Below are 23,669 nucleotides of genomic sequence, written 5' to 3'. Positions count from 1 at the left end.
TCGTGCCTTTCTGTTGTACCCCTACCCATGGTGACAGTAGCGAGTATCGGTGCGCCCACAGGTCTCGGGCGACATCGAGAAAAGCTGCCGTTGCCGCCGAAGCGATCCAACAACACATGACAGACGAAAACAACAAACTCCGTGCGCTGGTTCTCACAGCGCTGATGGTCTTCTCGGTCTTCGCCGGGACCGTTGCCCTCTCGGGCGCGGCCGCCGCGAACCTGAACACCATCAGTGGTGCGAGTGCTACCACGGTAAGCGCGAATGCAGACGACACGCAGACTGTCGAATTCGACGTTACCATCGACGGTAACACGGAAGAACAGGTCGACATCCAGTACTCGAGTCTCAGCGACGTCAACGTGCAGAGCGTTGACTCCGCTTCCTCGAGTAACTCCTCGGCTGTCGAAATCACGAACTCCCAGACCAACAGCGGCGACGCTCAAATCACGGTCAAGGACGTCACCGGTGACGGTACGCACACGGTCACCATCACCGTCATGACGACCGTTAGTACGGGCGCCGCGTCGACTGGCAACAGCCTCACTATCGCTGCTGCTAGTGGCCCGTCTGACACGACGACGTTCAAGGTCGGTGCGAAGAGCACTGACTACGACCGTGAACTCGACGAAGGTAACCGCTACTGGTCCGGTCAGGTCGTCTGGAACGACACCTTCGACTCCAATGACCAAGGCGTCGAGCTCCAGCGGCAGACTAGCACTGGCTTCGAATTCGTAACCGAGGTCGACGTTGACGCCAACGGTGAGGTCGTGCTCGACACGTCCGGTTACGAAACGGGCACCTACCTCCTCACCGACACCAGTCAGAGCCCGGCAGATGCAGATCAGAACATTACGTTCAAGCTGTCCAGTCAGGACTACAGTGCGTCCGCTGACCCCACCACGGTGAAGAACGGCGGGGACAGCACCAACACGGACATCACTGTCACGTCCAACCGTAACAGTTACTCGCACTGGATCAGCTCGCCGGACCTCACGGCCGAAGAGCTCAACGCCTCTCTCGGTAACGTTGGTGTTGCCTATGCTGACACCGACGGCGACGGCGAGAACGACTACGTCGCAGTCCCCGGTACCACCTCGGACACGCTCACGGCGAACTTTACTGACGTGTCCACTGGTAACTACACGATTAACTTCCTCGTCCCCGACACGGGCGTCACGTCGTCCGTGGACATCACGGTCGAGGGTGCACAGACTGGCTCGGCAGACTTCGTGACGAAGGCTGTCTCCGAGGAACGTGGCGACATCGTCGCGATGAACGTCTCGTTCACCGGTACCGCCAGCACGGCGCAGGTGACCTTCGGTGGTCCCTCCGTCAACTACGAGGAGAGCGTCACCGTCACGGACGGTAACGACGACGGCTACGTCACGGTCTACTGGAACACGTACCTCGCTGGTACGAACGACGCTAGCACGTTCTCGGTTGCGTCGGAGGACGACTCGATCGAGAGCACGACCCTCAGCAGCCAGTTCGCGACCGCTGGACCTGGCACGCTGAGCGGTGGCGAGTACCCCGTCAACGCCAGTCTCGGCAGTGGCGAGACGGGTGTCGCGACGGTTGTCCTGAACAACCCGAACGACGTCCAGCGCTCGATCAACGTGTGGACGGCGCCCTCGGCTGCAGACTCGCTTGACTCCGAGTCGCCGTCCTACGTCTTCGACGCAATCACGCAGGACGACACCGTCGCGGTGCAGGACGGCCTCGTCCTCGAAGTGACCGCTGCCGGTATCTACGGTGAGCTCGGGACGCCCGCAGCTGCCTTCGCAGATGGTGCTGCGTTCAAGAACGTCGGCGGTGCGGACCTGACGATCACGCAGACGAACCCCGGTACGAACCTCGCGCCGACGACGATCAACGCGAGCAACCGGACGGTTCTCGTCACGCCTGGCAGCAACAGCTGGCTCCTCTACGCGGACACGGCAGAGGGTAACTTCTCCGCTGGTGAGAACTACCGCGCGAACGTTAGCTTCTCGCCGAACTGGGCCTACGGTACGAAGAGCACGCAGTCGGCAACGGCTTCGTTCTCGGTCGTCGAGCGCTCTGCGCTCATCGACGCACCGCAGGACACTTCGGAGAACCCGCTCATCGTCGAGCAGTCCTCCGAAGCGGAGATCAGCGGAACCTCGTCGCTCGCGGCTGGCACGAACCTCACGGTGACTGCCCGCTCCTCGGGCGGCCAGAACCCGTTCCTCCGCTCGACCACGGCCACGGTGCAGGACGACGGCACGTGGACGACCTCGATCGACGTCTCGGACATCCCGACCGGCACCAACTTCACGGTCTCCGTGAAGGACGGATCCCGCTCGGGTGAGACTGTGAACGCTCGCATCGGCGGTGCATCCAACATCCAGCTCGCGTCCCTCGACGCGCCGGAGACGGCTGCCCCCGGTTCGACGATCACGGTGACCGCGACGGTCGAGAACACTGGTGACTCCTCGGGCGAGACCGAGGTCGCGTTCGTCTTCGAGAACGAGACGCTCCTCACGCAGAACGTGACGGTCGACGCTGGGTCGACGACGCAGGTCACGTTCGAGCCGACGCTCCCGTCGGAGACTGGTGACTACACGCACGGTGTGCAGGTCGGTGACAACGACGTTGTCACGGCTGGCATCACGGTGCAGGAAGACACCACGACGACGGAGCCGACGACGACGGAGCCGACGGACGAGCCGACGACGACGGAACCGACGGACGAGCCGACGACGACGGAACCGACGGACGAGCCGACGACGGCCGAGCCGACGGACGAAGAGACCACCACTGACTCCAGTGGCGGTTCGCCCGGCTTCGGTGTCGCTGTTGCGCTCGTCGCACTCGTTGCGGCTGCGCTCCTCGCGACCCGTCGCGACTAACGTCACTAACTAACCGAGTCTAACTCGGTCTTCACGTTCGATTTTTCTTCGCGTGCTACGCTCGATAGCGACGGCAGTCTCGTGCTCGTCGGTTGGTGAGTGCGGGGTTGTGTGGCCGGGTGTGGTGTGCGTGTGGTTTCGAATCGTGGTTCTGGTGGGGATCGTGGTGAGTGGGTTGTGGGGGTTTGCTGTGGGGTCGTGTTTCTCGCGGTGCCGGTGGTCGACCACGCCCTCCCCAGCCGACGCTGCCGCGTCGCGCTCGCGGTGCTCGCGCGACGCGGCGGCGTCCCTCGCGGGTGGGTGCGCGACCCGCTCACTGACGTTCGCGGTCGCGCCCGCTCCCGCGCCGAGCCGGTGGTGGCGACGAATCGGTCGTGGGACTCGGTGGTTGATGCTGCTGGAGTTCGATGAGGAGAGACGTCAGCGCGGTGAGTCAGCTGCTGGCGTGGTGGTCGGGTAGGGGACGGCGAGGGGAGTGTGAGTGGTCGGGTAGGGGACGGCGAGGGGAGTGTGGGTGGTCGGTTAGACGACGTCCAGTTTGTCGCGGGGGGCGTCGGCGAGGGCTTCGAGGGCGTCGGCTTCGAGGAGGTGGCAGTCGCCGGGGACGACGAGGAGGTGGAGGGGGTCGCCGAAGTCCGCTTCGGCGAGGTTCGTGAGAGTGTCGGCGTGCACGAGGGGGTCTGGGCTGCCGGCGCGTGCGACGACGACGGCGACGCGGTCGGGGTGGTGGGTGGCGAGGCGGTCGGCGGCGTGGCTGGCGGTCATGTACTCGTCGCCGTCGCGGACGTCCGCGCCGGCGGTGTCGTCGCCGACCTTGATGTCGAGGAAGACGAGCGTGTGGAGGCCGCGGTCGCGGTTCTCCTGGATGGTGTCGAGGACGCTATTGGGGACGTCGCTGCCGGCGTGGGCGTACTCGAAGGGGAGCGTGGTGGCTTTCCCGAACCGGTAGTTCTGGAGGCCGGTGAGGGAGGCGGCGGCGGTCTCGGCGGTGACGCCGTGGACGACGCGGGTGTCGATACCGCGGTCGTGGGCGCGCAGTCGGAGGTCGGTGTGCGTGGTCGCAATCATGGTGTCGCCGGCGGTGCAGAACGCGACGGATTCGGTCTCGGCGGCGTCGAGGACGCGCTCGGGGTGTTGTTCGACGTCCGCGCGTTCGAGGACCTCGATGTCGACGTCGTGGTGGCGTTCCAGGTCGTCGACGGTGGCGCCGAGCAGTTTGCTCGTGTAGAACTCGACGTACGCGCGGTCGGCGTCGCGGAGGGCGTCGCGGCCTTCGACGGTGATGGAGCGTTCGTCGTAGAGCCCGAGGCCGATGAACGTGAGCATACTGACGGTGTGTGCGTCGGTGGCGTTCAAGCCGTCGGTCCACGTCGCCGTGGGGGCCCTGAGTGCGGTAGTGGGGGTGGACGTGGTTCGTCAGGTTGAGGGTGACGCGTCTCGGTCGTGGACGTATGGACGAGCCGTGCGTGCGCGTGGACCGGGAGGCGGGCGAGGAGTCGCGGCAGGTGCTCGCTGACGCGGGCGTGCTCGACGATTCCCGAGAGATCGTCGTCGAGGACGGGGCGTTGTTCATCCCGGTCGTCGACGCCGAGGGCGTCCCCGAGGGGTTCGACGTGGTGGCACGGACGGTCCCCGAGCGGGAGACGCAGACGACGCCCGCGGACGTGCTCGGGTTCGAGCCGAGCTACGAACGCCTCGGTGACGTCGTCATCCTGGACGAGGACGACGACGAGCGCGCTCGCGAGATCGCCGAGGCCGTGGTCGCGTCGGACCTCCCGGTGGCGACGGTCCTGAACCGCGCGTCGAAGGTGAAGGGCGAGCTCCGGGTGCGCGAGTGGGACGTGCTCGTGGGCGAGTCGACGGAGACGGTGCATCGCGAGTACGGGTGCGAGTACCACCTCGACCTCGCGGAAGTGTACTTCTCGCCGCGGCTCGCGACGGAACGCCATCGCGTGACCAGTCAGGTGGACCCGGGCGAGCGCGTGTTCGACATGTTCGCGGGCGTCGGCCCGTTCGTGATCCCGGCAGCGAAGCGTGGTGCGGAGGTGGTCGGCGTCGACCTGAACCCGGTCGCGGTCGAGTACCTCCGGGAGAACGCGGCCCGGAACGGCGTGGCCGAGCGCGTCACGGCTATCGAGGGTGACGTTCGAGACGTCGTCTCGAGCTCGTCTGGCGAGCGCAGCGAGTCGGACGACGTCCGCGACGTCGCGGGCGGCTACGAGGGGTGGGCCGAGCGCGTGGTGATGAACCTCCCGCATACCGCCAGCGAGTTCCTCGACACCGCGGCGGTGCTCGCGAGCGACGAGTGCGTCCTCCACCTCTACGACATCCAGCACGAGGACGATCCGTTCGGGCCGGGCGAGCGCGCGATCCGCGAGGCGTTCGAGCCCGCCTACGACGTGACCGTCGAGACCCGTCACGTCGTCCGGTCGTACGCGCCCCACGAGGTCAACGTCTGCCTCGACGTCCGGGTCGTCTCGACGTAGCACGCCCGCCCCGATTCGCAACCCTTATTGCGATTCTCCTGCCACAAGTGAATGCAGACAGACGACGTCTGCCGGTGTAGCTCAGAGGTAGAGCGATTCCTTCGTAAGGAATAGGCCGAGGGTTCAAATCCCTCCACCGGCTTCCTCTCGCTTTCGATCCGGTAGCTGTTGGGTTCTTCGGGTCGCTGCCGTGTGTCTCCGGGATGGGTTCTGTGCGTCGTGCTGGTGAGTCCGTCGGGGTTCGGGATTTTACGTTTGGGTCGTGTTGGTTCGGGTATGAGTGGCGTGTCTTCGTCGCGGCCGGACCGGACGCTCGCGTACGTGTACGACGCGTCCTACGCGGGGTTCCCGAACTGGGAGGTTGGGCGGCCGCAGTGGCCGTTCGTGTGGTTCGAGGAGCGCGGTGGCGTGCGGAGTCCGGTACTCGACGTGGGTTGTGGCACGGGCGAGTTGACGGTGTTCCTGCGGCGCCGTGGGTACGACGTGCTCGGTGTCGATATCTCGTCGGTCGCGGTCGCGCAGGCTCGCGAGAAGGCGGCGGCTCGTGGCGTGGACGCGCCGTTCCTCGTCTGGGATGCGCTCGCGCTCGACGGGCTCGCTGCCGTCGGGTTCTCGTTCCGGACGGTCCTGGACTCTGCGATGTACCACGTGTTCGACGACCCGGCACGCGACCGGTTCGTCGATGGCCTCGCGGCGGTCGTCGAGCCCGGTGGCCTGTACTGCGTGCTCGGTGACGCGCGCCGACCAGGGCGTTCGGGGTACGGGATCCATCCGACCGAGGTGCGAGAGCGGTTCACGCGCGACGGGGAGTGGGCGTTCGTCACCGCGTCGCGTGCGGTCTACGAGCGTCGTACCGGTCGTAACCCCGGGTTCTTCGTCGTGCTGCAGCGGCGATGACGGCCATCGACGTACCAGTGGTCGGTTGCGGGGGCCGTGGGGCACGTCCCCGAGGCGTGGGACGTGGTGGTTGCGAATTGACGTTGGTGACGGCGAAGTAGAAGATGTTGCGGGTGTCGTCGCGGTCAGCGGCTGTTGTAGAGGTAGCGGGTGCCGTTGACGATGAGGAGGACCGCACTGAGGACGATACTCATGAAGACGAGGGACGCGACCATCCCGAAGAGGACCTGGCCGAAGCGGCCGCCGAGCCAACCCATCGTCGCGTTCGCGCTGATGATGAGCGCGAGCAACCCGAAGCAGATGACCACGAAGATCGCCACCGGTCGCATCCACGTGTTCTGGCTGAGGAACCCTTCCTCGTACTCGTTGGGGTCCGCGGCGCGTGATTGGGTACTCATAGGGAAAATTACTCACACCGAACGGCATAAGTGATGTGGAATCTCGCATCCGCGTCGAACCCCGCGCCTGCAGTGGGTTTCACGGACGGTCGGACCGCTCAGTCCTCGCCGTCCTCGTCCGCGGAGGGCGTGACGGTCGTGCGGTCGCCGTCGGCGTCCGCGACCTCGACGGGCTTGCGCTCCCATTCGCTCGCGAGGCGTTGGGCGACGCCGCTGCGTTCGACCTCGACCTTCTCCGTGAGGAGGTTCACCGCGGTCTGGTTCGCGCCCTCGGGGATGATGATGTCGGCGTGCTTCTTCGTGGGGGCGACGAACTGCTCGTGCATCGGTTTGACCGTGCCGAGGTACTGGTCGATGACGCCCTCGAGCCCGCGGTCGCGTTCGATGACGTCCCGGCGGATGCGTCGGAGGATGCGGACGTCCGCGTCGGTTTCGACGTAGACCTTGAGGTCGCAGCGGTCGGTGACGGCGTCGTCGTAGAGCGCGAAGATGCCTTCGACGACGATGACGTCCGACGGTTCGACGTGCACGGTCTCGTCCTTCCGGTTGTGGAGGGTGAAGTCGTACTGGGGCATCTCGATGGACTGGCCCATGAGGAGGGCGTCGAGGTGCTGCATGAGGAGGTCCCACTCGAACGCGTCGGGGTGGTCGTAGTTCACGTCCTCGCGCTCGTCCATCTCCAGGTGCGAGAGGTCGTGATAGTAGTTGTCGATGGGGACGCGCGTCACGGCTTCGCCGACGGAATCGGCGACCTCGCGAGCGACGGTGGTCTTGCCCGCGCCCGTGCCGCCCGCGATGCCGATGACGAACGAGGGGATGGTCATCTCTGCTCGATGAACGGGCGGGTAGGGTCTTGAACGTGGCCTTCTGCCGTCGCACCGTCCGCGGTGACGGTGTCGTGGGTGTCGACCCGCGACGCTTCGCGCCGACCCGCGACGCTTACCCGTGTGGCGCGCCGAGTGCCGGGCGTGACGGCAGACGACGAACTACCGGGCGTCTCGGACGAAGACGACGAACTTTCGGGCGTACCGGAGGAGATGGAGACGTTCCGCGTGTACGAGAGCTCTCGGCGTGGCGGTTCGCTCGCGTTCGTTCGCGTGCCGGCGGACCCGACGACGGACGAACCGGGCGCGTACGAGGTGACGGCGATCGCCGCTGATGGGCACGACGCCGACGGCGTCGCGGACCTGCACCCTGGGATGGTCGTGTCCGCGGCGTTGGACTGGCAGACCGAGCCGCCGACGATCGCCGCACTGGAGGTCGTTCGCGACACCAGGTTCTCGTTCGCGCGCGACGTCACGGGGTTGTTCGAGGCGGCGCGGGAGACGTGGGCGGACGCGAAGCGCCGCGGCGAGGGCGTGAACTCGCGCGTGACGCGGAACACGGACGGCGCGGAGAATGGCGCGCTGTACACGTTCGCAGAGCAGTCCGGGCAACGGGACCTCTTCGAGGAGTTCCGGACGGGCGCGCGACCGCTCGACCCACTGTTGGCGCGCGTCGACGCCGGCGACCGCGACGGCGGCGCGCGCGAGGCGTTCGTGCTCGACCCCGTCGACGAGCGCTGCGTCGTCGTGTACGTCGCGCTCGACCGCGACGGCATGCTCGCGTCCACGGTCAGAGACACGTACGACGTCGCGTAGCGGTCGGCGTCAGTCGTCGTAGTCGAACCGGCGGACGGTGCCGTCGGCGTAGATGACGAACGCCTCGACCCGGTCGTCGCCGTCGACGTCGGCGAGGACGGGCGCGGCGAACACGCGGTCGTCGTGCGTGACGGTTGCGATGGTGCGGCCGGTCGCGGGGTCGAGGACGGCGACGGTCCCGTCGTGCGCGGCGACGACGAGTTCGCTGTCGCCGTCGCCGTCGACGTCACCCGCGACTGGCGGGGGCATCATCTGGACGGCGTCGCTCGCGACCGTGGTCTCCCAGACGACGTCGCCGGACTCGGCGTCGAGGCGCGCGACGGTGCCGTCGTCGCTCGCGACGAACGCCCCGCCGCCGGCGTCGTCTCTGAGGACGGCGTTCGTGGCGGTGAGGTCGCTCCGCGTGGTCGTCCACGCGCGCTCGCCGGTGCCGTCGACGGCGAACACGAACCCGGTCGGGGTGCCGGCGTAGAACTCGATGACGCCGTCGGCGTCGGCGTCGCCGTGCCCGAGCCACGTCACCGCCTCGCCGTCGAGGGAGACGTTCCAGTCGACGCCGCCAGTGGCGGTGTACGCGGTCATCGCGCCCGTGCTGTCGGCGACGACGACCTCGACCGCGCCGTCGCCGTCGACGTCGTCGACGACCGGCGACCCCCAGACGTAGCCGTCGCGGTCGTCGCGCCACGCCACGCCACCGTCCGCGTCGAGGACCTGGACGAGGCCGCGGGAGTCGACGACGACGACCTCGGGCGCGGCGTCGCCCGTGACGTTCGCGACGACGGGTTTCGTGTACCCGTACGCCGAGAGATTCCATTCGCGCTCGACGTCGCCGCCGGGCGCGTACGCGCGGACGACCTGCTCGGTCGTGGTCGCGAGCACCTCCGTGGTGTCGTCGCGGTCGTAGTCCGCGACCGCGACGTCCGCGACCGCGTGCACCGTGCAGTTCGCGCTCGGTACGCTGTCGCGCCACGCCTCGCCGCCGTCGTCGGCGTCGAACGCGGCGAGTGCGCACGCGTCCACCGCTCGCGTCGAGGAGACCGGCACGAACACGCGGGCTTCGCCACCGACGGTACCGACCGCGACCTCGTGGTGGTTGTTGTCCGAGGGTATCGCGGAATCGCTCGTCCACGTCGTCGACAGGTCGCTCCCTCCCTGGTCGACGAGCGCGCCGGTCGCACCCAGGAGGACGGCGCCCGCGAGGCTCGCGAGGACGACCGCGACCGCGACGACGGTGACCGCTCGCATACGCACGCATCCGAGGTGGAGGGGGATAAGCACCCGCTCTCGCCCGTTCGATTCGACGGACGAACCACGGGGCACTTGTACCGCGCTGTCGGACACTCGACCGATGCAGGGACCGGGTTCGCGTCGACGCTGGAAGCGGGCGCTGGCAGCGGCGACCGTGGCGCTCGCGGCCGTCGCGACGGTCGCGGGCGTGGCGAGCGCGCACGGGACGACGGTGGAGACGCCGCCCGTGCCGTTCGTCGCGCTCGTCGCGGGTGCGGCGCTCGCGGTCGGCGGGACCGCCGTCGGGCTCGCCGTCGGCCCGGACCCGCCGACGGGACGCGTCCGCGTCGGGTCGCTCGACGCACGCGTCGTCCGCGCGTTCACCGTCTCGGTGCGCGTGCTCGCAGTGGTCGCGGTCGCGGCCGCGGTCGTCTCCGGGCTCACGAGCCGTGCCGCCGTGACGTTCGCCGAGGTACTCGTCTGGCCGATACTGTTCAAGGGGTCGCTCGTCGTCGCCGCCGTCGTCGGCTCCCCGTGGCGACTCCTCTCGCCGTGGCACGCCGCGTACGACGCGCTCGCCGCACTGGAGGGCCGAGAACTGGGTGTGCGCGAGTACCCCGAGCGCCTCGGGTCGTGGCCGGCGGTCGTCGGCCTCGTCGGCATCGTCGGCGTCGCCGAGAACCTCACCGTCGTCCCCGACGACGGCCGCCTCACGGTCGTCCTCCTGGCCGCGTACGCGTTCGCGATGCTCGCCCTGGCGCTCGCGTTCGGCCGCGAGGCACTCGACCGCGCCGACGCCTTCGCGGTGCTCTACCGGCTCGCCGGCCGCGTCTCCCCCGTCGCCTTCGAGCGCGAACCCGACCGAGGGGCCGGCGGGGCGGACGGGACCGACGCGCAGCGGGAGCGCGTCGTCGGCTTCCTCCGCCCGCCGTGGGTCGGGAGCGCGCGCCCGCTCGCGGACGTCGCGACCGCCGCGTTCGTCGTCGTCGCCGCGGCGACCGTGACGTTCGACGGTGCCGTCGAGACCACCGCCGCCGCGCGGGCGCTCGCCACGCTCGGCGGTCTCGTCGGCGCGTACGCCGGCCTGGCCATCTACGTCGGGTTCCTCGCGGCGTTCCTCTCGGGCGCCGTCCTCGTCCGTCGCGCCGTCTCGGTCGCCGCCGGGACGCCAGCGAGCGCCGACGGCGGCCGGCCGACCGCTCCGCCCGCCGGAACCGGGAGTGTCGACGCCGAGCGCGTGCTCCGATACCTCGCCGCGACGCTGCTCCCCATCGCGGTCGCGTACGACGTCGCGCACAACTACCCGTACGTGCTCGTGAACGCCACCCGGCTCCTGGAACGCGCGACGGACGCGGTCGGCGTCACGCTCGCGCTCGACCCGGGGAGTGCGCTCGCGCCGGTCGTCGTGTGGACGACGCAGGTCGCGCTCGTCGTCGGCGGGCACCTCGTCGCCGTCGTCGCCGCGCACCTCGCCACCGAGCGCGTCTTCCCCGACGCTCGCCGCGCCCGTCGCGGGCACGCCCCACTCGCCGTGCTCATGATCGCGTACACCGTCGCCTCGCTCTACGTGCTCGCCGCACCGTGACTCGACGCGACACTGACCGCGGCGAGACTCGCGTCGGCGGCGACACCGGGGTCGGCGGCGAGAGCCGGCAGTTCGAGGCGTGAACCACAATCGTTTTTCTTTACATCCGTCTAGGTGCGTGCATGCAACGACGCCGCCTCCTCCAGTCCCTCCCCGCTGCTGCTGGCGTCGGCCTCGCCGGCTGCCTGAATCAGGGCGACGGCGGGACCGAGACCGACAGCGACCCGACCGACACCGCCGAACCGACGACCACGACCCCAGACGGCCCGTCGGGGGTCTACGTCCAGACGTTCATGGACCAGATGGTCATGTCTGGGATGGGGAAGGCCGGCGACCTCCGCGCGATGCTCATGCTCTCCATCCCGCACAACTTCTGGAACGTCAACGGGACGAGCGTCAAGAAGACCGCGATGACGGACGCGGACAGCTTCCACATGATGGCGTCCGTGTTCGACGCGGAGACGAACCAGGTGCTGCCGTCTAGCGTGAACACCGAGGTCGTCAAGCACGGCGAGACGGTCACGCAAGAGGTCACGTACCCGATGCTCTCCCAGCGCATGGGCTTCCACTACGGCGCGAACTTCGAGATGCCGGACTTCGGCGAGTACGTCGCGCGCGTGAACTTCGAAGGTCTCGGGTCGACGCGGGGCGTCGGCGCGCTCGAAGGGAAGTACGACGGGAGCGCGAGCATCGAGATCCCGTTCGAGTGGACGGAGTCGGTCGCCGGCGAGTTCAGCGTGCGCGACGTCGACGCGGGCGGGAAGCCCGGCGCGGTGAAGCCGATGGGGACGATGGAGGCGCCGATGGGCGAACTCCCCGCGGCGGACGCGCTCCCCGGGAGCGTCGCCGGGTCGAAGCTCGCGGACGGCGCGAACCTCGTCACCGCTCACGTCGACGGCGGCGGCCGGTTCGTCGACGGAAGCGACTACCTGTACGTCTCCGCGCGCACCCGCTACAACGGCTACGTCGTCCCGATGATGGGACTCGAGGCGACGGTGACCCGGGACGGCGAGACGGTGTTCGACGACCGGCTCGCGCCCGTCGTCGACGGCGAGATCGGGTACCACTACGGCGCCGCGGTCGACGGCCTCGAGACCGGCGACGAGGTCGTCGTGCGCGCGACCACGCCCTCGCAGGTCGCGCGCCACGAGGGCTACGAGCGCGCGTTCCGCCAGCTCCCCGCGCGGTCGTTCACCGTCTGAGGGCAGGTCGCTCGCGGAACCTGCGGCGGCCTCGTTGCGGGTTTCGTTCACGCGTTCGCTCCCGACAAACACTAAAGATTCCAACCACCACTCATGCACATGCGTCGGTACCTCGTTCCGGTCCTCGCCTGCCTCGTGGTCCTCGCCGCCCTCGCCGCGCTCCCCGTCGCCGGCCACGGCAACCACCTGACGGCGGACGCACAGGTCGTCGACGACCACGTCGTCGTCGAACGGTCGTTCATGCTCCAGGACGGGTACGCGGTCGTCCACATCGACAAGGGGGGTCAGATGGGTCAGCCCATCGGCCACGTCGCGCTTACCGCGGGTCCCGACGAGAACTACGAGATCGACGTGGACCAGGAGTTCCTCTCGCAGGTCGACGGCGTCGCGAAGGTCTGGGTCACGCTCCATCGGACCGACGGCGACGGCGAGTTCGAACCGAACCAGGACACCGCGCTCACCGGCCTCCAGGGGCGCGTCGCGGGCTCGGTCGTCCCCATCTACGTGAACGACGACGGGAACGTGAACGTCGTCGCGCGCGACTTCGGGAGTCAGCGCATCGACGACGCGTCCGCGACCGTGATGCGCGTGGAGTCGAACCGCTCGGGGTTCGTCGCGCTCGAGGACGAGAACGGGACGGTCGTCGGGTCCGCGCCGGTCTCGTCGGGGACGAACGCGAACGTCTCCGTCCCACTGGACTCGTCGTTCTACGAGTCGCTGGCCCGCAACGAGTCGGCCGAGTTGACGGCGGTCGTCTACCACGACGACGGCGACGGCGAGTTCGATGCGAGCGCGGACCGTCGGGTGACCGTCGGTGGCACGCCGGTCGCGTCCACGTTCGGCGTGACGAAGGTCGCGAACGCGAGCAGGACGACGTCCATCGTCGTGACGGCGACGGGAACGACCGCGCCCGCACCGACGACGTCCGCGGGGTCGACGGCGACCGCCACGGACGGGTCGACGACCGGTTCCGGTGACTCCGGCGGTGCTCCTGGTTTCGGCGCGGTCGCCGCGGGGCTCGCGGTCGTGACCGCGCTCGTGGCGCTTGGTAGCCGCCGTCGCGACTGACGAACCATCGGTTTCTGGTGGTTCCGATAGATCCTCGAACACCGCCGCAGCGTCCTATTTTCGATATGGTGAAGAGTGAATTTAATACTGTGGTCGTGGACGTTCGGGTCGTGATGCGAGAGTCCGAGGCCGACGTCGTCCCGACGCCACCGGCGTTCGACGCGTTCGCGGCGGACGAGGGCGACCGGGACCGAGAGGGGGGGTGTCCTCTCGCGACTGCGGTCGTCGTTCCCCTTCTGACGCGCGGTCGTGCCGGTACTGTGACCACTGTGCTGTGGGGTGGTGGCTGGTGAGAACGGGGCGGAAAGCGACAGCGAGTAGCGTGGTGGAGGGAGGTGAGGTGGCTGTCGAGAGGGGAGGTCGCTGGGTGCGAGTTCGGGTTTCGGGTCGTCGGCGAGCAGGCGAGTTCGGGCTTCGAGTTCGTCGGTGAGCAGGCGAGTTCGGGCTTCGAGTTCGTCGGTGAGCAGGCGAGTTCAGGCTTCGAGTTCGTCGGTGAGCAGGCGGGTTCTGGCGGCGTGTTCGTCGACGTGGTCGACGTCGGCGATGCAGTTCACGGAGCAGTAGGTGTCGGTTCCGTCGGCGCTATGTTCGGTGTAGCGGACGTCCGCGCCGTCGATGTCGGTCCCACACTGCGCGCAGGTCTGTGGCATCGTTACCCATACCTCTGTGTAGCATGCTTATTAAGTGTTCGGAAACGTGAAAGAAAACGTCTCGGGGTTTCTCGATAACCGATGGAAATGGCCGTTAGTTACGTCAACGAGGGTGGCAGAAACTCACTGGGCGTTCCTGCGCGGGCCGACGTCGCCGTGGCCCGGAGAGTGGGCGACCAGGCGAACCGGCGAACCCGCATGGCGTCGAACTTTTCATCCTCGCGGACTCACGCGGAACGTATGCGTCACGCCCTCTACCGAAGCGCCCGCCAGCGATTCACCGCACGCCGCCTCCTCGGTCTCGGTGCGTTCGTCGCCGTCCTGTACGCGTTCCTCGACTACACCGTCGACGGCATCGTCGCCGTCTGCATCGCGCTCGCAGCGGTCGAACTCGTCGGCGCCGCCACCGACACGGACGCCATCCCGGACCGCCACGTCAAGACTCTCGTCGGTGCTGTCGTCCTCGTCGGGAGCGTCGCGCTCGCCGTCGCGTTCACTCGCGCCGGCGACGGCGAACTCTGGCTGCCCGCCGCCACCGCCCTCGCCGGCGCGTGGTTCCTCGCCGACGCGGCCGCCGACGCCCGCAGCGACGACTCCGCCGACCCGCTGGACGACGTCGACTCCCGGAGCGACGTGATGGAGACGCTGAACCACGCGAACCGCGTCGCGACCGCACTCGAGGACGGCCCACTGACGCGCGAGGAACTCCACGACGCCTGCGACCTCGACCCCGAGCGCGTCGACGACGCACTCGACGTCGGCACCGAGCAAGGTATCGTCGTCCACGACGGCGACCGATACGAGCTCGACCGCTCGGAACTCGGGACCGTCGCGTTCGTCCGTGGTCTCGTCACCGCTCCGGTCCGTCGCGTCCTTCGACCCGCGCGCGTCCTCCTGGACTGAGCCGGCACGCCCCCGGTGACTGCGGACGCACCGGACGACCGCGGTCAGTCCTCGGCGTCCAGCGGATCCTCGAGTTCGCCGGCGATGGCCTCGAACGCGTCCGTGGCGGTGACGACGCCGACCGCACGGCCGTCGTCCTCGACGATGGCGAGCTCCCGGTTCTCCGCCTGGAACGCGTCGATGACCTCGCTCACCGGCATGTCCACGGGGACGGTCATCGCGTCCACGGCGACGTCGGCGAACGTCTTCTCGCCCGCGTCGAGCGCCTGTCGTTCGTCGAGCAAGGACGGCGTGTAGACGACGCCCTCGACGTCGTCGAGGTCCTCGCCGACGAGCGGGAAGCGCGTGTGCGGCGTCCCGCGGATGGCCTCGAAGTTCTCCGCGGTCGACGCCGCCGTGGACGCCGCGACGACGTCCTCGCGAGCGACCATGATGTCGCCGACCTGGATGCGGTCGATGGCGAGCGCGTTCATCACCTCGCGCTGGCGCTCCTCGGGCAGGCCGGCGCCGGAGAGCGCGTCACCCATGCGCCCCATGAGGTCCGCGCGCGTCCGACCGCCCTCGCTGCCGTCGCCGTCCTCGCCCTCTATCTCCTCTTCGGCCCACGAGCGCGTTATCTCGACGCCGAACGCCGAGAGCATCGCCTTCGCGAGCCAGTCCGCGAACGTGATGATGGGACCGAAGACCTTCGTCCACCAGTAGAGGATGGGTGCGCCGTACTTCGCGACCTGCCGCGAGCGCTCGATGCCGAGGTACGTCGGCGCCTGCTCGCCGACGGTCAGGTGGAGGATGTTGATGACGCCGTAGGAGAGTGCGGCCGCGAGGAACGTGTGGCCGCCCTCGCCACCGCCGCCGCCGCCGACGAGACCGCCGAGGCCGACGCCCGAGAGCGCTGGCTCGATGGCCGGCCGGACCGCGGACACGACCGGGTCCAGGAGTGCGGCGAGCGCGGGCTCGGCGGCGATGCCGAGCCCGACGCTACAGATGGTGATACCGAGCTGGCAGCCCGAGAGGTATATCTCGAGGCGTTCGGTCATCTCCCACGCGCGCTCCAGGCCGCGAGAGCCCGTGAAGGCGGCCTCCTCGAACTGTCGGACGCGAGTCATCGCGAACTCGATGGTGACGAAGTATCCGTTCCCGAGCAGGAGGCCGACGCCCGCGAACAGCCGTAGCAGCGTTGTCGTCTCGACCATTCTCGTTCGACGCGACTCCCCATGGCCGGATAAACGCTATCCATTGTCGCCTTGGCCGCCGAATGCCTCGACCGGGGTCGACCGTCGGTCCTCGCGGCCGGCGGCGCCTCGACGCGTCAGCGTTCGCGCGCGGTTGCAAGCCGGCGTTCCATCTCGGCGTCGACCTCGGCGGCGAGCTCGTCGTTCGGGGTGTCGAAGTCGTCGGCCCACGTCTCGAAGAACCCGGTGACGCCGAGGTACGTGACGGCGTCGTAGATCGCTCGTCGGTCCGCGAAGCCATCGGGGAGGCCGCCGGCGTGCTCGCGGTAGCCGTCGTAGAACGCCTGGGCGTGGCGTTCGGTGCCGGGGTCGTACCGTGAGTCGACGAACTGGCGTCGTGCGCGCTGGAGTTCACGGACGGGGTCGCCGACGTGCGCGAGCTCCCAGTCCAGGAGGCCGACGGTCGGGGTGGGTTCGGCTGGAGGGTCTCGCACGAACTGGTTCGGGCGGGCTGGGTCGCCGTGGCAGAGCGCTGCGGGGGCGTCCCGGAGCGCGTCGCGTTCGTCGTCGACGAGCGCGAGCACGTCGTCGTAGTGGTCGTCGAACCGGCCGCCGTCGGCGCGGTCGCGCGACCACCGTATCTGGTCGGCGAGCAGGTCCGGCCACGGCGTCGGGTCGACGTCGAGTCCGGTGGCGTCGCCGCCGACGACGCGGCCGTGGTGGTCGAACCGGCAGGCGTGGACGGCTGCGAACGCCTTCCCGACGGCGCGAGCGAGTGCGGCGCGGTCGTCGTCGTCGGCGTCGCGCCACGCGCGCCACCCGATGGTGCCGTCGACGTCGGCGGTGACGACGTACGGCGGGTCGGCCGCGTCGTCGGTCGCGCTCGCGAGCACTGCCGGTACCGGGACGGTGGCGTTCGCGTCGACGTACGCGAGTGCGCTGCACTCGCGGGCGGCTCTCGACGGGTCGCCGTCCATGGCGACCTTGCAGTACGCGCGCTCGCCGTCGGCGAACTCGACGCCCACCGTTCGATTGCCGTCGTTCCACGACGGGCCGGCGTCGCCGGCGGCCACCACCTCGCGTTCGGGGAACGCGTCCGCGAGCACCGACCGGACTGCGGGAGGGACATCGGTGTCGGGCATCGTTCACGATGAACGGCCGACCGCTCGAAAGCACTTGGGGTCGTATGCGTACCTGTCCCACAGCAGTTCGGTCGTCGACGGCTCGACCCGGGAGTAACCGGATAGCAACTGGCAGGCTGTCTCTAAGCCCCTGCAAGTCCTACATGAACGTTGGTGCACAAAATGAGCGAGTCACAGTCCAAAGGCAACGTCGGCATCGTCTCCGAACTATATCGTGCGTACAACGACGGCGACCACGACAGGGCTCGCGAGTTCCTCGCGGACGACGTCGAGTGGACGAACGCGTTCGGGACCGTCCACGGCCCCGACGCGGTCGTCGAGGCGTCGTTCCTGGAGGGCGACGACCGAACGTACGTCATCGACGTCGACGAGTACCTCGACGCCGGCGACACCGTCGTCGCGTTCGGCTCGTTCGACGTCACGGCGGCCGACGGTGCGACCCACGAGATAGAACTGGTGCATCGGTTCGATCTCAGCGACGGCGAAATCGTCAGGTTCCGCGGGTACCCGGACTCGCGGAAGCTCGAGCCGTTCATGGGGCCGGAGGCGGCGGCGACCGACCTCATGACCGCGGAGAACGCCGCGGTCGTCGGCGAGCACGACCTCGACTTCGTCGACGAGGCGTACGCCGAGGACGTCGTCGTCCACATGATCCGCGCGGGCGACGACGACCCGGTCGGGTCGCGCGACGACGTCAAGACCGTCTACCGCGACTGGCTCGACGCGTTCCCCGACCTCGAGATCGAGGTGCACGCGACCGTCGCCCAGGACGACGTCGTCATGCAGTACTTCACGTTCCACGGCACGCACGACGGCGAGTTCCGCGGTATCGAACCGACGGGGACGGAGATCGCCGTGAACGGCTTCCACATGCGACGCATCGAGGACGGCGCGGTCGTCGAGATGGCGTCCGTCGCGTCGATGGCGGACCTCATCCAACAGCTCGAACTCGAGTACCCGCTCTCGGCTTGAGGCTGTAGACGTCGACGCAACGTCCACCGCGAACCGGGGGTAATACGTACTGGCGTTCGATGATAGCCTCATGACGCGGACGATAGTCGACCTCCTCGACGGCAACCGGGCGCACGCGGACGCGTACGCCGGGCGGTTCGACGACCTCCAGAATGCACAGTACCCCGACGCCGTCTCGGTCTGCTGTTCTGACAGCCGCGTCCTCCAGGACGACCTCTGGGGGAACGACGAGCCGGGGCGCGTGTTCACCGTCGGGAACATCGGGAACCGCGTCGTCCAGCGCACGGACGCCGGCGAGACCGTCGTCGCCGGAGACGTCCTCTACCCGCTCGCGTACACCGACACGAAGACCGCGGTCGTCGTCGGCCACACCGGTTGCGGGGCCGTGACGGCGACGTACGACGCCGTGCGCGCGGACCGCGTCGACGCGGGCGGTGCGGCGACGGCCGGCCCCGAGCCCGTCCCGGCGGACGCGCACCCGGCGGGCGTCCGGCGGTGCATCGACCTCCTCCGCCCGCGCGTCGAACCCGGCGTCGACGAACTCCCGGACGGACTCACGCACGCGGACGCCGTCAACCACCTCGTCGAGTACAACGTCGACCGCCAGGTCGAGGCGCTCCGCGACAGCGCGGACGTCCCGGACGACGTCGACGTCGTCGGCGCCGTCTACGACTTCCAGGACGTCTACGGCGGCGCTCGCGGCGAGGTCCACGTCGTGAACGTCGACGGCGACCACGACCCGGACAGTATCCGCGACGCCAACCCCGACCTCGCCGACCGCGTCACGCGCCGGTTCGCGTACTAACCTTTGAGTAGGCGCGCCCGGGAGGGGACACGAATGCGGACGAGTTTCAACATCCCGGACGAGGTCGTCGCGGAGTTCGACCGCGTCTGGCAGGACGAGGGCATCGAGAACCGGTCGCGCGCCGTCCGGGAGGCGATGCTCGAGTACGTGGAATCGCACTCGCGCCTGGAGGCGACGACGGGCGAGGTCGTCGCACTCGTCGGGTTCGACTACCGGCATCACGACGTCATCCGCGAGCTCCACGGCGTCCAGCACGAGTACCAGGACGTCATCCTGAACACGAGTCACACGCATCAGGGCGAGTGGTGCCTGGAGTCGCTGTACTGCCGCGGCGACGCCGAGCGCGTCCGCGACCTCGTCTACGCGCTCCGGGACTTCGACGCCGTCAGGCGCGTGAAGGTGATGGTCATCCGCGACGGCGACGAGCACTGACCGGCCCGATGCGCGAACCGGGTGCCGCGAGGTATCGCGGCCGTCAGCCGGTGATGAAGTCCGTGAACTCGTACTGGTGGTCCTCGACCTCGAACACCTGGTAGAACCCCTGCGGGTCGCCGTTCTCGTCGAGGTCGAGCGGACCGCTGACGCCCTCGTAGTTCACGTCCGCCGCCGTCCCGCCGTCCTGGAGGACGCGTTTCGCCTCCTCGAACGAGAACACCGTCTCGCCCTCCGGGCGCGTGACCTCGCGGACGACGTCCGATATCGCCGGTCCCGTGAACGACTCCGCGGCTTCGATGGCGATGGCGGCGAGCGTCACCGCGTCGTAGCTGTACGCCGCCCACACGGACGGGTCCTGCCCCCAGATGGAGCGGAACTCGTCGCTAAAGCGCTGGTAGCTCTCCTGCTCGACGGGCGCGCTCTGCGTGACGCCGACCAGGGACTCCTGGCTGCCCTCGGGCGTGTTCGCGAGCACGCTCTCCGCGAGCGTGCTCTCCGCACCGAAGTAATCCACCTCGGTGTGGTAGCCGCGCTCGTACGCCTCGGTCACCATCGTCGCGAACTCGCTGCCGTACGTCACGAACAGCCACGCGTCCGCGCCCGACGACCGCATCGCTTCGAGTTCGTCCACGAACGACTCGCCGCCCTGCGGGTGCGTGCCCTCGTACGCGATCTCGCCGCCGTACGCGGACTTGAAGACGGCCGACAGCGAGTCGCCGTACCCGTTCTCGATGGCGGTCACCGCGACGCTCTCGTAGTCGCCGTCCGCGACGAGGTTCGCGAGCGCCGCACCGAGCGCGGTCCCGCTGGGCGCCGTCCGATTGAGCGCGGAGAGCTCCGAGAGCGCGGCGCTCGTCGAGTGCTGACTGACCTGGACGACGTCGCTCTCCGCGACGACGTCCTCGTGGATGGCCTGCGTGACGCCGCTCCCGATGCTCCCGACGAGCAGCGGCACCTCGACCTGGCTGACGAGCCGTTCGGCCGCGTCCACGCCGCCCGCGACCGTGCTGTCGTCGTTCTCCAGTTCGACGACGAGCGGGTCCGACCCCTCGCCGATACCGACCGCGTTGATCGCGGTGAGCGCGTTCCGGAGGCCACGCTCGTTCCGCCGGCCGAACGCCGCGAGCGACCCGGACTCGGACTGTATCATCCCGACCGTGTACTCCTCGCGACCGCCCGACCCGCCCGTTATCGCGTTCCGGACGCCGCCGAGGTCGAGACAACCGGCGGTGGCGCCGAGCGCGCCCGTGCCGGCGAGCGCGAGGAACCCGCGACGCGTCCGCGTCCCGGACCGCACGGACCGGTCACGCATCGCGACCACCTCCGACGTCGCCGACGGAATCGTCCGGCGGTCCGGACGTCGGCGCGTCGCCGGCGTCGAGTGCCACCGCCCCGTCCGAGGGGCCGTCCGCGTCCGCGGCCGTCTCGAACTGGTCGAGTGCCGCGGACAGCTGCCCGGCCTGCTCCGCGAGCGTGCTCGCGGACTGACTGACCTCCGTCAGCGCCGTCGTCTGCTCCTCGGCCGCCGCCGCGACGTTCTCCGCCTCCGCGCTCGTCTCCTCGCCGATGGACGCCACGTCGTCGACCATCGCGACCGCCTGGTCCGTCGACGCCGCCTGCTGCTGGCTCGCCGCCGAGATCTCCTGCACGCCGACGTTCGTCTCCTCCGTGTAGTCCGCGATGTCCTCCAGCGCGCCGACGGCCTCCGCGACAGCGTCCTTGTTCGCCGCGACCCGCTCTCGCGTCCCGTGCACGGTCTCGACCGCACTGCCCGTCTGCGCCTGGATGCTGTCGAGGCGCGCCTCGATGTCCTCCGCCGCGTCCTTCGTGTCCGCCGCGAGCTGCTTGACCTCCTGCGCGACGACCGCGAACCCACCAGCGTCGTCGCCACCCGCCTCGGCGCCCCCGCGGGACGCCTCGATGTTCGCGTTCAACGCCAGCATGTTCGTCTCCTTCGCGACGTCCTGGATGAACCCGAGGAGGTCGTCGACCTTCGCGATCTCGTCCTCGAGCCGCTCGATCTCCGCGACCGCCTCGTCGGATTCCGTCTCGATCGCCTCCATCCCCTCGATGGCTTCCTGCGCGGCCTCGCGACCCTGCTTGCCCGCTTCGGCCGTCCGCTCGGCGACGTCCGCGACCTCGTTCGAGGACGCCGCGATCTCCTCGGTCGTCGTCGACAGGTCGTTCATCTCCTGGTTCATCACCTGCAGACTCTCGCTCTGGCGGTCCGTCCCGTCACTGATCTCCTGGATGGACTCCGTGACCTGCTGGCTCGCAGAGCGGACCTCCTCGCTGGAAGCCGTCACCTCCTCGCTCGCGGTCGCGACGTCCTCCGCGAACGCCTTCACCTCCGCGGTCGTCCGCTCCAGGTCGACGATCATCTCGTTGAACGCCGCCGCGATGTCCGCCATCGCCTCGTTGTCGGCGTCCGCGTCCATGCGCTCGGTGAGGTCGCCGTCGGCGACCGACTCCATGACGCGACCGTACTCCGCCGCCTTCGCCTCGAGGTGCTCGTTCACGCGCTCCGTGCGTTCGCGCGCCGCCTCCGCGTTCTCCCGCGCGGTCTCCGCCTCCGTCAGCGTCGTCTTGAGCGACTCCCGCATGTTGTCGAAGCCGTCGTAGAGCCGGCCGATGTTGTCGATGCGTCGCGTCGACAGGTCGACGTCGAGGTCGCCGTCCTCCATCGCCTCGGTCTTCGCGGTGAGCCGGTCGATGGCGACCGCGGTGTTCCGACCGAGGACCGCGCCGACGAGCCCGACGAGGAGGACGCCGACGAGCGTCGCCGCGGCGCCGTAGTCCCGAACGCGCTGCACGAACCCGTACGCCGCCGATTCGGGCGTGTGGACGAGCACGACCCAGTCGGTGTTCCGGACCTGCGCGAACCCGACGACCGCGCGCTCGCTCGTCGGGAGCGGGTACGACTGGCTGCCGAGGAGTCCCGCCGTCCTGACGGTCGTCGTCCCGGGGTTCGTCGGCCCGCCGCTACGCGCCGCCGCGAGCGGCCCGGCGTCGTCGTAGCTCGCGAGTAGTTCGCCGTTGTACTCGTCGGCCATCACGCGGTCGTTCCCGTCGACGACCATCGTCACGCCGCTACGCGTCGTACTCTGGAGGTTCACGGCGTACGCGTGCATGTTGACCGTGTAGACGATCGCGTGGTCCGAGTCCTCGTGCACTTGCTTCGTGTACGCGACCAGCGGGAGCGCGACGTCCCCGAGCGTGCGCTCGTACGGTTCGGACACCGTGACGCTCGGCGCCGGGTCTGCTGCCGTCTCCGTCCACGGTTCGCCGATGCTCGAGAGGTCGCGGCCGACGGCGTCATCGGTCGTGCTCGCGACGACCTCCCCGCTGGAGACGTTCACGTAGTGGATGGCTTGCGCGCCCACTGGTAGCTCGAGCAGCCGGCTCGATATCGCGGACTGGATGCGCTCCTCGTCGCCGCTCGCGACGGGCGCGGACCGCGAGAGCATGTCCACCGTCAGTTCGTTGTTGTCGTTCCACGTCTCGAGCTTCTCGGCCTCCTGGGCCGCGAGCGTGGCGTAGTCCTCGTCGGTGCGCTGCTCGACGTCCTCCTGGATGAGTGCCGTTCCGACGAACCCCACTAGCCCCACCGACAGGCCGAGGACGAGCAATGCGATGCCGAACTTCACCGCGTAGTTCCGCCTGATGGCGTTCGGTACCAACCCCCGTATCCCTGGCATGCCCGGTTCACTGTCGAGTTCGACCAAAGTACCGGGGGTACCATGGGAGGCGGTGACACAAAACTCCAAGCCGTTGAAAGAAAGTTCATCAGCGAGAGCGCCCGAAACGCCACTCGACGGCAGGCTCGGCACTTTCGGTCGACTGGTGGCGGCGCTCCCGCCACTGCACTTCCTTCCGGGAACTGGAATCCATGCTCGACCCCCCTGAAGACCGCACCTCCGGTTGCGAGTCGACCGGAACCCGCCGTCACCATCACCCGACTGTCGGTCTCTCGAGGTCGTCATCGAAAGCCAGGCCTCCGTACGGCGCGAACGAGCCGTCCACCGCGAGGGACTGCCGGTACCGTCGGTCTTCGGCCGCGTCACTCCCGTATCCGTCGCCAGCCGGTCACCGACGCACTCGCCGAACGCAGTCACCGTCGTCCGGAAACCGGCGTGCCTCGATGCTCGCAGGAAACGGTCGCCTCGCTGGTCGGTCGTTATCAGGTTCTCGCAGTCACGTCACGGCCAACGTCG

Annotated in this window: 20 protein-coding genes and 1 tRNA gene; 12 read left to right on the top strand and 9 right to left on the bottom strand. The window is 68.9% G+C overall.

Features of this window, described 5'->3' with window-relative positions; translation table 11 throughout:
* The first annotated feature begins 116 nt into the window (after window positions 1-116).
* Entirely contained in the window at window positions 117-2,873 is a 2,757-nt protein-coding gene (locus LI336_RS17730; protein ID WP_227134493.1) for a BGTF surface domain-containing protein, read from the top strand.
* Between the two features lie 522 nt (window positions 2,874-3,395).
* Here LI336_RS17730 and dph5 read toward each other — a convergent pair.
* Window positions 3,396-4,199, bottom strand: coding sequence for a diphthine synthase (gene dph5 / locus LI336_RS17725; RefSeq protein WP_227134492.1), 804 nt, complete (start codon window positions 4,197-4,199; stop codon window positions 3,396-3,398).
* Window positions 4,200-4,324: 125 nt separating this feature from the next.
* Between dph5 and LI336_RS17720 the strand changes: the two genes are divergently transcribed.
* The 3 genes from LI336_RS17720 to LI336_RS17710 all read left to right on the top strand — a co-directional run bounded on the left by LI336_RS17720 (window position 4,325) and on the right by LI336_RS17710 (window position 6,256).
* Window positions 4,325-5,359 carry a class I SAM-dependent methyltransferase gene (locus LI336_RS17720; protein WP_227134491.1) on the top strand — a complete coding sequence of 345 codons (1,035 nt, stop codon included), beginning with the start codon at window positions 4,325-4,327 and terminating at the stop codon, window positions 5,357-5,359.
* Window positions 5,360-5,429: 70 nt separating this feature from the next.
* A tRNA-Thr gene (locus tag LI336_RS17715) sits at window positions 5,430-5,501 on the top strand.
* A 134-nt stretch (window positions 5,502-5,635) separates the two neighbouring features.
* Entirely contained in the window at window positions 5,636-6,256 is a 621-nt protein-coding gene (locus LI336_RS17710; RefSeq protein WP_227134490.1) for a class I SAM-dependent methyltransferase, read from the top strand.
* A gap of 125 nt (window positions 6,257-6,381) precedes the next feature.
* Here the strand turns inward: LI336_RS17710 and LI336_RS17705 are convergent, their stop codons facing one another.
* Window positions 6,382-6,654 (bottom strand): hypothetical protein, encoded by a 273-nt coding sequence (locus LI336_RS17705; RefSeq protein WP_227134489.1) that lies wholly within the window; start codon window positions 6,652-6,654, stop codon window positions 6,382-6,384.
* A 98-nt stretch (window positions 6,655-6,752) separates the two neighbouring features.
* Window positions 6,753-7,478: a uridine kinase gene (udk, locus tag LI336_RS17700; RefSeq protein WP_227134488.1), complete on the bottom strand. Its 726-nt coding sequence runs from the start codon at window positions 7,476-7,478 to the stop codon at window positions 6,753-6,755.
* Window positions 7,479-7,622: 144 nt separating this feature from the next.
* Here udk and LI336_RS17695 point away from each other — a divergent pair, with 144 nt between their 5' ends.
* Window positions 7,623-8,294: a DUF6663 family protein gene (locus LI336_RS17695; protein WP_227134487.1), complete on the top strand. Its 672-nt coding sequence runs from the start codon at window positions 7,623-7,625 to the stop codon at window positions 8,292-8,294.
* 9 nt (window positions 8,295-8,303) lie between these two features.
* Here LI336_RS17695 and LI336_RS17690 read toward each other — a convergent pair whose 3' ends face one another.
* A complete protein-coding gene (locus LI336_RS17690; protein WP_227134486.1) occupies window positions 8,304-9,539 on the bottom strand; it encodes an outer membrane protein assembly factor BamB family protein in 1,236 nt (411 codons plus the stop codon).
* A 103-nt stretch (window positions 9,540-9,642) separates the two neighbouring features.
* Here LI336_RS17690 and LI336_RS17685 point away from each other — a divergent pair, with 103 nt between their 5' ends.
* The 3 genes from LI336_RS17685 (at window position 9,643) to LI336_RS17675 (ending at window position 13,376) form a co-directional block, all read left to right on the top strand.
* Complete coding sequence (locus tag LI336_RS17685) at window positions 9,643-11,106, top strand: hypothetical protein (protein ID WP_227134485.1); 1,464 nt, start codon at window positions 9,643-9,645, stop codon at window positions 11,104-11,106.
* A 122-nt stretch (window positions 11,107-11,228) separates the two neighbouring features.
* The gene (locus tag LI336_RS17680; RefSeq protein ID WP_227134484.1) at window positions 11,229-12,308 is read left to right on the top strand and encodes a DUF7350 domain-containing protein; all 1,080 of its coding nucleotides are present in this window, start codon (window positions 11,229-11,231) and stop codon (window positions 12,306-12,308) included.
* A gap of 99 nt (window positions 12,309-12,407) precedes the next feature.
* Window positions 12,408-13,376 carry a DUF7282 domain-containing protein gene (locus LI336_RS17675; protein WP_227134483.1) on the top strand — a complete coding sequence of 323 codons (969 nt, stop codon included), beginning with the start codon at window positions 12,408-12,410 and terminating at the stop codon, window positions 13,374-13,376.
* Window positions 13,377-13,849: 473 nt separating this feature from the next.
* Here LI336_RS17675 and LI336_RS17670 read toward each other — a convergent pair whose 3' ends face one another.
* Complete coding sequence (locus tag LI336_RS17670; protein ID WP_227134482.1) at window positions 13,850-14,026, bottom strand: hypothetical protein; 177 nt, start codon at window positions 14,024-14,026, stop codon at window positions 13,850-13,852.
* 240 nt (window positions 14,027-14,266) lie between these two features.
* Between LI336_RS17670 and LI336_RS17665 the strand changes: the two genes are divergently transcribed.
* Window positions 14,267-14,929, top strand: a complete 663-nt coding sequence (locus LI336_RS17665) for a hypothetical protein (RefSeq protein WP_227134481.1) — start codon at window positions 14,267-14,269, stop codon at window positions 14,927-14,929.
* Between the two features lie 44 nt (window positions 14,930-14,973).
* Here the strand turns inward: LI336_RS17665 and LI336_RS17660 are convergent, their stop codons facing one another.
* Both LI336_RS17660 and LI336_RS17655 read right to left on the bottom strand, forming a co-directional pair.
* A complete protein-coding gene (locus LI336_RS17660) occupies window positions 14,974-16,122 on the bottom strand; it encodes a CNNM domain-containing protein (protein ID WP_227134480.1) in 1,149 nt (382 codons plus the stop codon).
* A gap of 116 nt (window positions 16,123-16,238) precedes the next feature.
* A complete protein-coding gene (locus tag LI336_RS17655; RefSeq protein WP_227134479.1) occupies window positions 16,239-17,243 on the bottom strand; it encodes a phosphotransferase family protein in 1,005 nt (334 codons plus the stop codon).
* A 162-nt stretch (window positions 17,244-17,405) separates the two neighbouring features.
* On the opposite strand from LI336_RS17655, the gene LI336_RS17650 reads away from it, so the two are divergent.
* The 3 genes from LI336_RS17650 to LI336_RS17640 all read left to right on the top strand — a co-directional run bounded on the left by LI336_RS17650 (window position 17,406) and on the right by LI336_RS17640 (window position 19,452).
* A complete protein-coding gene (locus tag LI336_RS17650) occupies window positions 17,406-18,215 on the top strand; it encodes a nuclear transport factor 2 family protein (RefSeq protein WP_227134478.1) in 810 nt (269 codons plus the stop codon).
* A 70-nt stretch (window positions 18,216-18,285) separates the two neighbouring features.
* On the top strand, window positions 18,286-19,020 hold the full coding sequence (locus LI336_RS17645) for a carbonic anhydrase (RefSeq protein WP_227134477.1): 735 nt from the start codon (window positions 18,286-18,288) through the stop codon (window positions 19,018-19,020).
* Between the two features lie 33 nt (window positions 19,021-19,053).
* Window positions 19,054-19,452, top strand: a complete 399-nt coding sequence (locus LI336_RS17640) for a CopG family ribbon-helix-helix protein (protein WP_227134476.1) — start codon at window positions 19,054-19,056, stop codon at window positions 19,450-19,452.
* Window positions 19,453-19,495: 43 nt separating this feature from the next.
* Here LI336_RS17640 and LI336_RS17635 read toward each other — a convergent pair whose 3' ends face one another.
* A complete protein-coding gene (locus tag LI336_RS17635; RefSeq protein WP_227134475.1) occupies window positions 19,496-20,767 on the bottom strand; it encodes an ABC transporter substrate-binding protein in 1,272 nt (423 codons plus the stop codon).
* Window positions 20,760-23,153, bottom strand: a complete 2,394-nt coding sequence (locus LI336_RS17630) for a methyl-accepting chemotaxis protein (protein ID WP_227134474.1) — start codon at window positions 23,151-23,153, stop codon at window positions 20,760-20,762. The genes LI336_RS17635 and LI336_RS17630 overlap by 8 nt, the downstream gene beginning before the upstream one ends.
* Window positions 23,154-23,669: the final 516 nt, after the last annotated feature.

This window comes from Halorubellus salinus, assembly GCF_020567525.1.
GTDB classification, from domain to species: domain Archaea; phylum Halobacteriota; class Halobacteria; order Halobacteriales; family Natrialbaceae; genus Halorubellus; species Halorubellus salinus.
This window is presented reverse-complemented; position numbering and strand designations above follow the sequence as displayed.